General features: G+C 62.0%; 14 protein-coding genes. All 14 read left to right on the top strand.

From position 1 onward, the window contains the following. Positions 1–14: 14 nt before the first annotated feature. The 14 genes from IV088_RS07460 to IV088_RS07395 all read left to right on the top strand — a co-directional run bounded on the left by IV088_RS07460 (position 15) and on the right by IV088_RS07395 (position 13,702). Positions 15–1,109 (top strand): glycosyltransferase, encoded by a 1,095-nt coding sequence (locus IV088_RS07460; RefSeq protein WP_291099894.1) that lies wholly within the window; start codon positions 15–17, stop codon positions 1,107–1,109. Positions 1,110–1,169: 60 nt separating this feature from the next. Beyond that, positions 1,170–1,964 carry a glycosyltransferase family 2 protein gene (locus IV088_RS07455; protein ID WP_291099892.1) on the top strand — a complete coding sequence of 265 codons (795 nt, stop codon included), beginning with the start codon at positions 1,170–1,172 and terminating at the stop codon, positions 1,962–1,964. Between the two features lie 54 nt (positions 1,965–2,018). Then, positions 2,019–2,876: a hypothetical protein gene (locus IV088_RS07450; protein WP_291099889.1), complete on the top strand. Its 858-nt coding sequence runs from the start codon at positions 2,019–2,021 to the stop codon at positions 2,874–2,876. Between the two features lie 114 nt (positions 2,877–2,990). Next, positions 2,991–3,569, top strand: coding sequence for a transcriptional activator RfaH (locus tag IV088_RS07445; protein WP_291099886.1), 579 nt, complete (start codon positions 2,991–2,993; stop codon positions 3,567–3,569). Between the two features lie 68 nt (positions 3,570–3,637). Beyond that, a complete protein-coding gene (locus tag IV088_RS07440) occupies positions 3,638–4,657 on the top strand; it encodes a GDP-L-fucose synthase (protein ID WP_291099883.1) in 1,020 nt (339 codons plus the stop codon). Next, complete coding sequence (locus IV088_RS07435) at positions 4,654–5,697, top strand: SDR family NAD(P)-dependent oxidoreductase (protein WP_291099881.1); 1,044 nt, start codon at positions 4,654–4,656, stop codon at positions 5,695–5,697. Before IV088_RS07440 ends, IV088_RS07435 begins: the two co-directional genes overlap by 4 nt. Before the next feature lie 28 nt (positions 5,698–5,725). After that, positions 5,726–6,262, top strand: coding sequence for a hypothetical protein (locus IV088_RS07430; protein WP_291099878.1), 537 nt, complete (start codon positions 5,726–5,728; stop codon positions 6,260–6,262). A gap of 88 nt (positions 6,263–6,350) precedes the next feature. Beyond that, positions 6,351–7,628, top strand: coding sequence for a nucleotide sugar dehydrogenase (locus IV088_RS07425; RefSeq protein WP_291099876.1), 1,278 nt, complete (start codon positions 6,351–6,353; stop codon positions 7,626–7,628). A 32-nt stretch (positions 7,629–7,660) separates the two neighbouring features. Next, the gene (locus IV088_RS07420; protein WP_291099873.1) at positions 7,661–8,668 is read left to right on the top strand and encodes an NAD-dependent epimerase; all 1,008 of its coding nucleotides are present in this window, start codon (positions 7,661–7,663) and stop codon (positions 8,666–8,668) included. Positions 8,669–8,673: 5 nt separating this feature from the next. Further along, positions 8,674–9,696 carry an NAD-dependent epimerase/dehydratase family protein gene (locus IV088_RS07415; RefSeq protein ID WP_291099871.1) on the top strand — a complete coding sequence of 341 codons (1,023 nt, stop codon included), beginning with the start codon at positions 8,674–8,676 and terminating at the stop codon, positions 9,694–9,696. Continuing rightward, on the top strand, positions 9,680–11,014 hold the full coding sequence (locus tag IV088_RS07410; RefSeq protein WP_291099869.1) for a lipid II flippase MurJ: 1,335 nt from the start codon (positions 9,680–9,682) through the stop codon (positions 11,012–11,014). Before IV088_RS07415 ends, IV088_RS07410 begins: the two co-directional genes overlap by 17 nt. Further along, the gene (locus tag IV088_RS07405; RefSeq protein ID WP_291099867.1) at positions 11,011–11,829 is read left to right on the top strand and encodes a bifunctional 2-polyprenyl-6-hydroxyphenol methylase/3-demethylubiquinol 3-O-methyltransferase UbiG; all 819 of its coding nucleotides are present in this window, start codon (positions 11,011–11,013) and stop codon (positions 11,827–11,829) included. Before IV088_RS07410 ends, IV088_RS07405 begins: the two co-directional genes overlap by 4 nt. Further along, complete coding sequence (locus IV088_RS07400; RefSeq protein WP_291099864.1) at positions 11,826–12,941, top strand: glycosyltransferase family 4 protein; 1,116 nt, start codon at positions 11,826–11,828, stop codon at positions 12,939–12,941. Before IV088_RS07405 ends, IV088_RS07400 begins: the two co-directional genes overlap by 4 nt. After that, the gene (locus IV088_RS07395; RefSeq protein ID WP_291099862.1) at positions 12,938–13,702 is read left to right on the top strand and encodes a glycosyltransferase family A protein; all 765 of its coding nucleotides are present in this window, start codon (positions 12,938–12,940) and stop codon (positions 13,700–13,702) included. Before IV088_RS07400 ends, IV088_RS07395 begins: the two co-directional genes overlap by 4 nt. The last annotated feature ends 60 nt before the right edge of the window (positions 13,703–13,762 follow it).

Below are 13,762 nucleotides of genomic sequence, written 5' to 3'. Positions count from 1 at the left end.
CCCGGCGCCCTCCCATGCAGCCTTACTCCGACCCCGCGCTGAGCGCCCTGATCGCATCCCTGTTTTTCAGCATGCTCATCGTGCTCACCGGGCGCTGGCACGGCCACCTGAGCTTTGACAGCCCAATCGGCGTTCAGCGGCAGCACCACGTCACCACCCCGCGCGTGGGTGGCATCGCCCTCTGGATGGGACTGTTCATCGGTTACCTGGCCTGCATCGCAGATCACAGCCTCTGCGCATCCATGCTGCTGGCGGGTACCCCGGTCTTTTTGGTCGGTCTGCTGGAAGACGTCTCGAAGTCGGTGAGTGTGCGCACGCGACTGCTGGTGAGCATGGCGGGTGGCGTGCTCGGCTGGTGGTACACCGGCTACAGCCTCAACCACCTGCACTGGCCGATGCTGGACACGCTGCTGTCCTCTGCGGTACCCGCCGTCCTGCTCACCGGCTTCGCCGTCGCGGGCACGACCCACGCCGTGAACATCATCGACGGCTTCAACGGCATGGCCGCAGGCACGGTGCTCATCACCACCAGCGCCTTCCTTCTGCTGGCGTGGGACGGCGGCGACCAGGAACTCGTGATGGCCTGCGTGGTGTTCATGGGCGCGCTGTTCGGCTTTCTGGTGGTGAACTGGCCCAGCGGCAAACTGTTCCTTGGTGACAGCGGCGCTTACCTGGCCGGCTCTTCGCTGGGCTGGCTCGCCGTCCTGCTGAACGCCCGCCTCCCCGACATTTCGGCCTGGGCGCTCTTGCTGATCTGCGCCTACCCGGTGCAAGAGGTGCTCTTCAGCATCTGGCGCCGCCGCGCCCGCCAGAAGCACTGGGGCCACCCGGACCGGCTGCATTTGCACAGCCTGGTGGGACGGCGACTGGTCAGGGCCCACATGCCCATTGCCAGCCCGACTGTGCGCAACTCGATCACGGGCCTGATCATGCTGACCGCCAACCTGCTGCCCGTGAGCTGGGCCCTGGCCTGGCCCAACCACAACGGTGCCTTGCTCACCGGCCTGCTCTTCAGTGCTTTGCTGTACCAGCTGTTCTACCACCGCCTGACACGCTTTCGCTGGGTGCCAATGGCCCAGCAGACCGATTCAAAAGCCCCGACCTGGTGAGCGTCTGAATCGACGGCCTTCGCCTCAACGACATCGCGGTCCTTCAGCCCAGGAGTCCACATGGAAGTGTCCTTCACTGCCGCCCAAGCTGCATCGGCCGTGCGAGCCCACGGCGTCAAGATCAGTGTGATCACCGCCTGCCGCAACAGCTTCCACAACCTCGACGACTGCCTTGACTCCGTCGCATCGCAGACGCACCCCAACCTTGAACACATCGTCATCGACGGCAACAGCCGCGACGGCTGCCAGGAGCGGCTGAGCCACCAGGGCGCTCGCCTGACCCTCATCGGCGGTGACGACCGTGACAGCATTTTCAGCGCCTGGAACCGGGGCATCGAGCGTGCTCAGGGCGATGTGCTGTGCTTTCTCAATGCCGACGACACCTTTGAGCACCCGGACGTGCTGGCGACCGTTGCGCAGGCCCTCGCAGACCCCTGGCTCTCCGCCGTGTATGGCAACGTCAAGTACGTCAAGAACGACGATCTGCGCATCGTCGTGAGGCAGCAGCACTCGGGCGAATTCAGCCGCAAGAAACTGGCCTGGGGCTGGGCACCGCCGACCACCGCCCTTTTTGTGCGGCGCAGCTGGTACCGCCGCATCGGCGGGTTCTCGACCCAGCTCCCCTTCGCGGCCGACTACGACGCCACGCTGCGACTGTTTGCCCAACCGTTCTTCAAGAGCCGCTACATCGGCGAATCCCTGGTGCGCAAACGGGTTGAACCGCTGCACCCCAACACGGTGAAAAAAGTGCTGCACCGCCCGCGAGAAGAACTGCAAGCCATGCGCCGATCAGGCCTCGGCGGTGTGACCGCCGTCGCCTGGAAAAACCTCACCAAGCTGGGCCTCTACCTGTAACGGCCCAGACAGCCCGCGCCGCCGGCCCACCCGGCGCGTTCCTTCGCCCGCTTCATGAACACCTCCCACCTCAAAATCGCCGTCATCGACGCCGGCCCTGTTGGTCTGTCCAGCGCCATCCTGCTTTCACAACGGCATCAAGTGGTCGTGCAAGACGACATCCCTGTCACGGTGCAGATGGTGAACGCCGGCCTCTGCCCCCACGACGACCGGGAGATGGGCCACCAACTCGAGTACAAGACCCCGGGCCTGCGCGCGACGCGCGACATCGACGACGCGGTCGAAGGCACAGACCTCGTTCTGATCGCCACCCCCACCGACTTTGACGACACCACCCGCACCGTGGACACCAGCCGCCTGGACGAGGTGATCGTGCGTGTGCAGGTCCTCAACCCCGAGGCCACGCTGGTCATCGAGTCCACCGTGCCGGTCGGCTACACCGCCCGCATGAGCCGCCGGCTGAGTTGCCACAACCTGTTTGCCGCGCCCGCCCTGCTGCGGCCCGGACTGGCCATGCACGACCGGCTGCGCCCCGCACGCCTGGTGGTCGGCGACGTGTCGCCGCGAGGCACGTCCTATGCCCAGCTGATGCAGACCGCGTCCGAACTCACCGAGGTCCCTGTGGTGCTGACCGACAGCGACGAAGCCGAGGCCATCCAGCTGTTCGCCCAGAAACAGCTGCTCACCGAACAGCCCGTGTCGTTCACCGAACTTGAGCGCTATGCCCGGCGGCATCGGCTCGACCTGATGCAACTCCACGCCGGGCTGGGGTTCGAGCTCCAGCCCGAACCCCAGCTGGACCAGATCGTGGTGCCGTCCCGGGTGAATCCTCCGCGCCGTGCGCCTGGCCAACACAACCGCTGGTTCAGCACCTGCAGCAGCGGCTTCTTCACCCTGCCTGCGGCGCTGTAGGTCAGGACGCGAAAGCCCAAATCGTTAAATAGTGCGGTTTTATGTGTTTTATTGTTTTTGATTGTTTTGATAGATAAATCTATACTGACAGCAATTTCAGGCACCCCTACCGCCATGCCCCACCAGACCCATCCCCCCGCCGCGCCCGCAGAACCGTCTCGGGAAGCCGCCATCCAGGAAGGTGTGGCGCCCTGGTACCTCGCCTACACCAAGCCCCAACAAGAGCACATCGCGGCCCAGAACCTGCTGCGTCAGGGCTATGCCACCTACCTGCCGCTCTACAAGCACTACAAGTCAAGCGGCGGCCGAAGCCTGGCCAGCTTGGGCTTCGTGCACGAGCCCATGTTTCCGCGTTACGTCTTTTTCCGTCCTGGCTCGGCGCGCCAGGGCGTCTCGGCCGCCCGCTCCACGCGGGGCGTGAGCACCCTGGTGTCCTTCGGCAGTGGCCCGGCCGCCATCGAACAGAGCCTGGTGGACACCATTCGCGGCATCGAGCAAGAGCGTGAGCAGGCCGACCTGAAAGCCGTCTCCCCCTTCCAGCCTGGTGCCCGGGTCCGCATGCGCGGGCAAGGCATGAAAGGGCTGGTGGGCCTGGTGCTCTCCGTCACCAACCAGCGCGTCACCATGCTGCTCGACATCCTGGGTCGCCAGCAGCTCGTGGACGTCGACCACGCCATGCTCGAACTGGGTTGAGCACTGCCAGCCCTGGCCGCCCCGCTGCGGTGGGGACACCCCTCCCCACCAACCACCTCACCAGCCCCATGATCCACTTCACCGAACGCATCTTCGTGGCCGGTCACACCGGCATGGTCGGCTCCGCCATCGTGCGCCAGCTCATCCGCCTCGGCCACCCGCGCAGCCACATCATCACGCGCACGCGGGCCGAGCTCGATCTGACAAACCAGGCCGCCGTGCAGGCGTTCTTTGAGCAGGAAAGCCCCGATCAGGTGTACCTGGCCGCGGCCCATGGGGGCGGCAGCCGTCACACCGGCATGCAGCCGGGAGCGCTCATCTACCAAAACATGATGATCGCGGCCAACGTGGTCGAGGCCGCCTTCCAGGCCGGTGTCAAGAAACTGCTCTTTCTGGCCAGCAGCAGCAGCTACCCCAAGTCGGCCCTGCAGCCAATGTCCGAAGACGATCTGGTCAGTGGCCCGCTGGACCCCGCACGCGAGCCCCATGCCCTGGCCCAGATCGCCGGCATCAAGCTCTGCGAGAGCTACAACCGCCAATACGGCGATAGCCATGGCCTGGACTACCGGTGCGCGGTCGCCTGCAGCGTCTACGGGCCGGGCGATCACTACGCCACCGAACACAGCCGCGTGATCCCGGCGCTGATCCGGCGCTTTCACGACGCCACGCTCAGCGGTGCTCCCCGCGTCACCGTGCAAGGCAGCGGCAGCACCCGGCGCGAGTTCCTCTATGTCGACGACATGGCCGAAGCGTGCGTCTACCTCATGGAGCTGCCCAAACCCGCGTTTGACAAACACGCCCCGCACACCGGTGGCCTCATCAACGTGGGCTTCGGCGCAGACGTCAGCATCGAGCAGCTGGCCCAGACCATTGCGGGTGTGGTGGGCTACCGGGGCCAGATCGTCTGCGACAGCACCCCGCCCGAGGGCCCCGAGCGCAGGCTGCTCGACAGCTACCGCCTGCACGCTCTCGGCTGGGAGCCCCTCATGGAGCTGGAGATCGGGCTCGAACTCAGCTACATGGACTTCAAACTCCACCACGCCGAGCGCCAACGCGCGCGCGCGCCCTCAATCGAGGCAATGGCTTGAACGTTCTCATCACCGGCGGCACCGGCTACATCGGCAGCCACACCGCGCTGACCCTCTGCCAGCAGGGTCACCAAGTGGTGCTGTTTGACAACCTGCGCCAGAGCAACCCCCAAGTCGCCAGCAGGCTCGAAACCCTCTGCGACCAGCCCGTGCCTCTGGTGATGGGCGATGTGAGAGACACGCGCGTGCTCTCTTGCAGCCTGCTCGAACACGAGATCAACGCGGTGGTGCACTGCGCGGGGCTCAGAGGCACCCACGCCAGCCTGATGCGGCCCCTCGACACCTACGCCCACAACCTGCAAGGCACGCTCAGCGTGATGCAGGCAATGGCCATGTGTGACGACCCCATCCTGGTGTTCAGCAGCAGCGCCGCCGTGTACGGAAAGCCCCGGCATGCGCTGCAGGACGAAAACCACCCCACAGAACCCACCACCCCCCTGGGGCGCAGCCTGCTGCAGGCCGAAAACGTGATCCGCGATGCCGTCAAAGGCAGCCTGCTCCCCACGCGTGTGGCCATCATGCGCAGCTTCCACCCCGCAGGGGCCCACGAAAGCGGCCTGATCGGCGACTGCAGCGGTCTGCACGCCACCGCCGGAGGGCTCATGACCCGGCTGGCCCGTGTCGCCGCGGGCGACGATGCCTGGTTGCCCCTGCTCAGCGTGTCGCCCGACACCCCCGACGGCACCGTCGAACGTGACCACACCCATGTGATGGACATCGCGGCAGGCTTCGCGGCCGCGCTGGACTTCCTGCGCCTCCACGAAGGCCTGCACACCTTCAATCTCGGGCGCGGCCAGTCCGTGAGCGACCTGCAAGCGGTGAAAGCCTTTGAGGCCGCCAGCGGCCGGCAGATTCCCTGTGCCCCCACCGCCGACACCTCAGACACCGTCACGCGCACCGTCGCCGACACCCGGCTCGCCAAAGTCCGGCTGGGCTGGGAAGCCCGGCGCGGGCTCGCCGAGATCTGCGAAAGCAGCTGGAACCACGCCTTGACCCAGAAACTGATCAACGCCCCGGAAGCGCGCGGCGTCAACGGCTGATCGCATTCAACTGGAGGGCCTCCGTCACATGTTCCGTTCCGCTCAACTGAACGACACCACGATCGCCGTGATCGGCCTGGGGCAGGTCGGGCTGCGCCTGGCCGTCGAGATTGGCCGACACCGCTCCGTGATCGGGTTCGACGACAACCCGGACCGTGTGCACAACCTGCAATGCGAGTACGACCACACGCGCGATATCAGCGACGAGTGCCTCGCTCAAGCCAGGCACCTGGCCTACACCAGCGCCCCACGGGAAATCGCCCACTGCCGCACCTACATCGTCACCGTGCCCATGCCGGTCGACACCGCCCATCGACCCGACACCAGCCCCCTGGTGAAGGCCAGCGAAACCGTGGGCCGGCTGCTCAAGCGCGGCGACCTGGTGATCTTCGACAACACGAACAACACCGCCTCCGCCGCAGAGATTTGCGTGCCTTTGCTCGAGCACAACAGCGGTCTGCGCTTCAACCACAACTTCTTCTGCTGGCTCGCCGAGCGGTGCGAAAGCACCTGGAACGAGCTGTTGACGCAGACCCAACCAATGCCCCCGAGGCCCACGGCCTGACCGGCTGATCTCGATCAAGGCCCCGTGGCACGCCAGCCGTGCCCCACCACCCTGCCGGGCACACCGCTCGACACCATCTCTCCACCCCATGCCCCTCCTGCAAAAAGCCATCGCGGTCGTCGGCCTTGGCTACGTCGGCCTCCCCCTGGCCGTTGAATTCGGCAAGCAGCGCCCGGTGGTTGGCTTCGACATCAACCCCGAGCGCGTCCGCGCCCTGCAAGCCGGCCACGACCACACGCGCGAAGTCAGCGCCGAAGGCCTGGCCAGCGCCCGGCACCTCGCCTACACCTGCGAGCCCGATGAGATCGCCCATTGCCAGATCTACATCGTCACCGTGCCCACGCCGGTGGACAAAGCCAACCGGCCCGACATGACCCCTCTCGTCAAGGCGAGCCAGACCGTGGGCCAGTTGCTCAAGCCGGGCGACACCGTCATCTACGAAAGCACCGTCTACCCCGGCGCCACCGAAGAGGTGTGTGTGCCCGTGCTGGAAGAGCACTCGGGCCTCACGTTCAACCTCGACTTTTTCTGCGGCTACAGCCCCGAGCGCATCAACCCGGGCGACAAGGTCAACACCCTGCCCAACATCCGCAAGGTCACCAGCGGCAGCACGCCCGAGGTGGCGGAAGAAGTGGACCAGCTCTACCGCCAGATCATCACCGCGGGCACCCACAAGGCCAGCAGCATCAAGGTGGCCGAGGCCGCCAAGGTGATCGAAAACACCCAGCGCGACGTGAACATCGCGCTCATGAACGAGCTCAGCCTGATTTTTCAGCGCCTGGGCATCGACACCCTGGAGGTGCTGCAGGCCGCCGGCACCAAGTGGAACTTTCTGCCGTTCCGCCCCGGCCTGGTGGGCGGCCACTGCATCGGGGTGGACCCTTATTACTTGACCCACAAGGCGCAAGAAGTGGGCTACCACCCCGAGGTGATCCTGGCCGGGCGCCGCATCAACGACGGCATGGCCCAACACGTGGCCCACGAAACCATACGCCACATGCTGCTCAAGGGCATGCCGGTGGCCGGTGCCCGCGTGCTGGTGCTCGGCCTGTCCTTCAAGGAAAACTGCCCCGACGTTCGCAACAGCAAGGTGGTGGACATCGTGCACGCGCTGCGAAGCTACGGCACCGAAGTGGACATCTACGACCCGTGCATTCACCCGGCCGATGCCCAGCACGAATACGGCCTCATCTGCCTGGAGCAAGCCCCCACACCGGGCACCTACAGCGCCATCGTGCTCGCCGTGGCCCACCAGCAGTTCACCGACCTGGGCGCCATCGGCCTCATGGCCTTTGGCCAGCCCGGTGCCGTGTTGTACGACGTCAAAGGCCTGCTGCCCGCCGGCATGGCGGACGCTCGCCTGTGAGCCCCTTGCCCCCAACATCGCCCCGCCAGCCAGTGACCTGGCTCGTCACCGGCGCGGCCGGCTTCATCGGCATGCACACCTGCCAACGCCTGTTGCAACGGGGCGACCGGGTGGTCGGCATTGACAACCTCAACGACTACTACGACGTCTCCCTCAAAACCGCTCGTCTGCAGCAGTTGGACCACTTTGCCCACTTCAGATTTCACCCACTCGACGTGGCAGACCGCCCTGGCCTGGCGACCCTGTTTGAGGAGACCCGCCCTCAAGGCGTGATCCACCTCGCGGCACAAGCCGGTGTTCGCCACTCCCTCACCCACCCCCAGGCCTACATCGACGCCAACCTCGTGGGCTTTGCCAACGTGCTCGAAGGCTGCCGCCAGCAGCGGGTGGAACACCTCGTGTATGCCAGCAGCTCCAGCGTCTATGGCGGCAACACCACCCTGCCCTTCAGCGAACACCAGGGCGTGGACCACCCTGTCAGCCTGTACGCCGCCACCAAAAAAGCCAACGAGCTGATGGCGCACAGCTACAGCCACCTCTATGGCCTGCCCACCACGGGCCTGCGCTTCTTCACCGTCTACGGCCCCTGGGGGCGCCCCGACATGGCGCTGTTTCTGTTCACCCGGGCCATCCTCGAAGGGCGCCCCATCGACCTCTACAACCACGGGCAGATGGTCCGCGACTTCACCTATGTGGACGACATCGTCGAGGGTGTTCTCCGCGCTGCGGACAAACCCGCTCTGCCCAACCCGCAATTCGACCCCGCCCACCCCGACCCGGCCACCAGTTTCGCGCCCTACCGCGTTTTGAACATCGGCAACAACCAACCCGTTGCCCTGATGGACTGCGTTACCGCTCTCGAACAGGCGCTGGGCCTGACCGCCCAAAAAAACTTGCTGCCCTTGCAGCCAGGCGATGTCGAAGGCACCTCTGCCAACACCGACGAACTCGACGCCTGGGTCGGCTTCAAGCCCCGCACCGACCTAAACAGCGGCATCGCCCGCTTCGTGAACTGGTACCGCGCCTTCTACCGGCGCTGACACCCATGACCGCTTACGAACAACTCCAAACGCAGCTGAAAGCCCACCAGCGCACCTGGCTGGTCACCGGTGTGGCTGGGTTCATTGGCAGCCACCTGCTGGAAACCCTGCTCAGGCTCGACCAGCATGTGGTGGGGCTGGACAACTTTTCCACAGGGCACCAGCGCAACCTCGCAGAAGTGAAAGCCCTAGTCACCCCCAGGCAATGGGCACGGTTTGACTTCATCGAAGGCGACATCCGCGACCTGCACGACTGCCGCCGCGCCACCGAAGGTGTGGACCATGTGCTGCACCAGGCCGCCCTGGGCAGCGTGCCCCGCAGCCTGGCAGACCCGATTGCCACCAACGCGAACAACATCACCGGCTTCCTGAACATGCTGGTGGCCGCGCGCGATGCAAAGGTGAAAAGCTTCACCTACGCCGCCAGCAGCAGCACCTATGGCGACCACCCCGCACTGCCCAAAGTGGAAGACCAGATTGGCAAACCGCTCAGCCCCTACGCCGTCACCAAATATGTGAACGAGCTGTACGCCGACGTGTTTGCCCGCTGCTACGGCTTCCACACCATCGGCCTGCGCTACTTCAACGTGTTCGGCCCCCGGCAAGACCCCAACGGCGCCTACGCCGCCGTCATTCCCAAGTGGACCGCAGCCCTGCTGAACCAGCAGCCCGTCTGGATCAACGGCGACGGCGACACCAGCCGCGACTTCTGCTACGTGGCCAACGCCGTGCAGGCCAACCTGCTGGCCGCCACCACCACCGCGCCCGCCGCGCTGAACCAGGTCTACAACGTGGCCGTGGGCGACCGCACCACGCTCAACGACCTGTTCCGCCTGTTGCGCGACAACCTGTCGAGCCACGGCGTCAACCCCAATACACAACCCGTGTACCGCGACTTCCGGGCGGGTGACGTGCGCCACAGCCAGGCGGATGTGGGCAAAGTCCAGAGCCTGCTGGGCTACCGTCCGACTCATCGCATCGCCGAGGGTCTGGCCGAAGCCATGGAGTGGTATGTCGGGCATCGTTAGCCGCATTCGGCACCACCTCGCCGACCCGCAATCGCATCACCGCAAGATTGCGGTCGGATTCATGTGGGTCAGCCTGTTTGTCTTCATCGGCAAGCTGGCCGGCGCCGCAAAAGAAATGGCCATTGCCTGGCGCTATGGCGTCAGCGAAACCGTAGACGCCTATGTATTCGTCTTCAATCTGGTCAGTTGGCCGGTCTCCGTCTGGTTCAGTGTTCTGACGGTCGTGCTGGTGCCCCTCGTTGCCCGTGTCCGGCATGACAGCCCGGCTGAACTGTGCCGCTTTCGAAGCGAACTGCTGGGTCTGACGCTGGTTGTCGGGCTGGTGTTGGCCATGCTGGCCTGGCTTGGGCTGCCTTGGCTTCTGAATTCAGGCGGGATTGGGCTATCTGACAACGCGCTGGCCGAAACACTTCGCCTGGCCGGAGGACTGGCAATACTGGCGCCGCTGGGTGTGGTGATCAGTGCGTTATCGGCGTGGATGCTGACCTGTGGCCGGCACCGCAACACCCTGCTGGAGGGAATTCCAGCACTAGTGATTCTGCTTGCCTTGCTGTTGCCCTCAGACTGGTTGCCCGAGCCCCTGCTGTGGGGAACAGTGGCCGGTTTTGCCCTGCACCTAACGGCGTTGGGCATCGCCCTACAACGCCAAGGCGAACTACAAGCTCCGCAATTCAAATTCGCATCCCCCGCATGGCGGGGCTTCTGGAGTGGCATCGGCATCATGACGGCAGGACAGGTGCTGATGAGCTTCACCTCCGTCATCGACCAGTTCTTCGCGGCAGGCCTTGGCCCCGGCGCTCTATCTACCCTGAGTTACGCCAACCGAATTCTCGCCCTACTGCTCAGCATGGGCGCCATGGCGATCAGCCGCGCCACCTTGCCCATCTTCTCTGAAGTGAATGCCCGAAGTGGTGCAGGGGTGCATCTGTTGGCATTGCGCTGGGCGAGGTGGATGTTTGTGGCGGGGGTGATTGTTGCTGCCATCGGTTGGATAACCGCGCCTTGGATCGTTGGTTTGCTATTTGAGCGAGGCACATTCACCACTTCAGATACTGGCCGCGTTGCTGCAGTGCTTCGATACGCCTTGATTCAAGTTCCTTTCTATGCGTTTGCTTTGACACTGGTAAATCTCATCGCAAGCCAAAAGAAATATGGAATCCTTCTAGCGTCCGGCCTTGTTGGATTGGTTGTGAAGATTTCAACCGCAGCTATTCTGATCCCAGTGATGAAATTAGAAGGACTCGTATTGTCGGCTGCTCTTGTGTATCTGGCAAATGCGACACTCTTTTACTATTGCTCTCGAATTGACCGGAAATGAACACCGAAAAGAACAGCGGCGACCTCAACGCAAGACTCACCAGCAGCGCTTTCTGGGACTCCTGTTATGACGGCAGGGTGCCTGCACCCTTTGATGATCAAAACTGGAGAAACTATGTCTCGATTCAGTTGACTCGGCTGGTGGAAACCTTGAACCTTGATCAGAAAGAAATATGCGAAGTGGGCGGCGGCGACGGCGAAATGCTTGCGTATTTTGCGAAACGACATCCAAGCTCAAAATTCTCAGTTATTGACTTTTCGCCAGCGGGTTGTGAGTTGGCCAGAAACAGGGCAAGTCGTGAGGGAGTGAGTCTAGATGTTCATCAAGCAGATCTGTTCTCTCCTCCAAAGGAACTACTGGAAAGGTTCGACCTGGTAATAAGCCATGGCGTCGTGGAACACTTTACCGATCTAGCCAACACAATGTCTGCAAAAAAAAGCCTACTAAGAGACGGTGGCAAGATATTTACATTGATTCCTAATTTCGCCAGTCCGGTCTATGCATTTCTGTGCAAGCACTGGTCAAAGACAGTGTATGAAGATCATGTACCGCATACTATGCGTTCATTTCTTGAAGGCCACAAGAACGCCGGGCTAAAACCTCTGAACAATGGCTATCTGGGCTCTATGGAGTTCGGAATGCTTTCAATGGCAATGCACGGACCAGAACGAAAATCTTCGATTGATCGACAGCTGTACCTTTGGCTCACCCGTCTATCGAAAGCAGTTCATCTTGTCGAGCATAAAACAGTCAACCTCCCAGCCACGGGTTTGTTGTCGCCTTTTATGTACGTGGTTTCGACGAAGACAACGTGAACGTCCTCATCTTCATTCACTCTCTCTCCTCTGGCGGCGCAGAGCGGGTCGCTGCCAATATGGCCAATCACTGGGTCAACTGCGGTTGGCAGGTTTCGATTGTGACATTGACTCCGAAAAAGCTAGATTTCTACGAACTGCAGCCCGCCGTTAAACGAATTGCATTGGATCTGGCGAGCGATAGCCCCACTCCCATCGCCGGAGTCATCAACAATCTGAAACGTGCACGGGCCCTCCGGCGGGTTTTGCGCCAGATTGAGCCGGACATCGCCCTTGGAATGATGTCCACAGCCAATGTGCTCCTGTGTCTGGCATCTGTCGGGATCTCCAGAACGAGGGTCATCGCTTCCGAGCGCACCTATCCGCCCGCGTTGCCGCTGGGTCGCTTTTGGGAACGCATACGCCGCTGGACCTACCCTTTGGCCGACCGGGTCACGCTGCTGACGCGTGAGGGCCTGGACTGGCTCGAGAAAGAGATTCCCAAAGCCAGAGGCATCGTGGTTCCCAATCACATTCCCTATCCATTGCCGCTTTCAAACCCCTGCTTGGTACCAGCTGACTGGCTAGAGCCGGATAGAAGGATCTTGCTTGCAGTAGGGCGACTAAGTGAGGAGAAAGGGTTTGACCAGTTGCTGCAAGTCTTTGCCGAACTGGCACCCACAAACCCAGATTGGGACCTGGTCATCCTCGGCGAAGGACCTTTGCGGTCTCAATTGGAACAGCAGGTACATGCACTGGGTTTGACCCATCGCGTGTACTTGCCCGGCCGGGTAGGGAATGTAGGTGACTGGTACGCGCGTGCCGACCTGTATGTGATGAGTTCTCGCTTTGAAGGATTCCCCAACACCTTGGGTGAAGCCATGGCTTATGGCTGCGCGGCGGTCAGCTTCGATTGCGATACCGGCCCCCGAGACATTATTCGCCACGAAGTGGATGGTCTTCTGGTCCCTGCGGGAGATACAAAAGGTTTGGGAGTGGCGTTGCAACGTTTGATGAGCGATGACGACCTAAGGGATCAGATGGGGGACCGAGCCATTGAGGTGAGGGAGCGTTTTTCCATGGAAAAAATTATGGGGCTGTGGGAGAGCCTATTTGCTGCAGAGAAAACATGATAACTGCCCCGCTATTCACCGTCTTTACCCCGACCTACAACCGCGCCCATTTGTTAAATCGGGTTTACGAAAGCTTGAAGAAACAAACTTGCAAAGACTTTGAGTGGTTGATTGTCGATGATGGCTCCACGGATGGCACAGACAATCTGGTAGCGGTCTGGAAGCAAGACCCGGGCACAGACTTTCCCATCCGCTACATCTGGCAAAAAAATGGGCACAAGAAAAAGGCCTTCAATCGCGGAGTCAAAGAAGCTGCTGGTGCGCTGTTCCTGCCATGGGATAGCGACGATGAGGCAGTTCCGAATGCGCTTGAGACATTTCGACAACATTGGTTGAGTATTCCTTTACAACATCGCCAGGATTTCGTTGGCGTTTGTGGTTTGTGCGAGGACCCAAATGGCAAACAAATTGGTGACCCGTTTCCAGCCCAATTATTAGACAGTGACTCACTGGAAGTTCGCTATCGATACGGTGTCACTGGCGAAAAGTGGGGATTCTCTCGCACAGACGTTTTGCGGCAATACCCGTTCCCAGAAAACATCCGGGGTCACGTGCCTGAGGGGATCGTCTGGTCAGCCGTTGCGCATCGTTACCAAACGCGATTTATCAGCGAAGTGTTGCGAATTTATCACCCTGCAGATGACTCGATTACTTTCACGGGAAAACGCGGAAGGCATTTCGAAGGCCACCATTTATGGGCTAACTCTATTCTTGACAACGAACCGGACTGGTTTCGCTTTCAGCCTGCCTGGTTTTTTTAGGATGTCTGCAAACTAGACACGATTCGCGCTGACTATCGCTGATGTTAATTCTCAGAAGAA

The sequence above is a fragment of the Hydrogenophaga sp. genome, from assembly GCF_018780075.1.
In the GTDB taxonomy this organism is placed as follows: Bacteria; Pseudomonadota; Gammaproteobacteria; order Burkholderiales; family Burkholderiaceae_C; genus Hydrogenophaga.
This window is presented reverse-complemented; position numbering and strand designations above follow the sequence as displayed.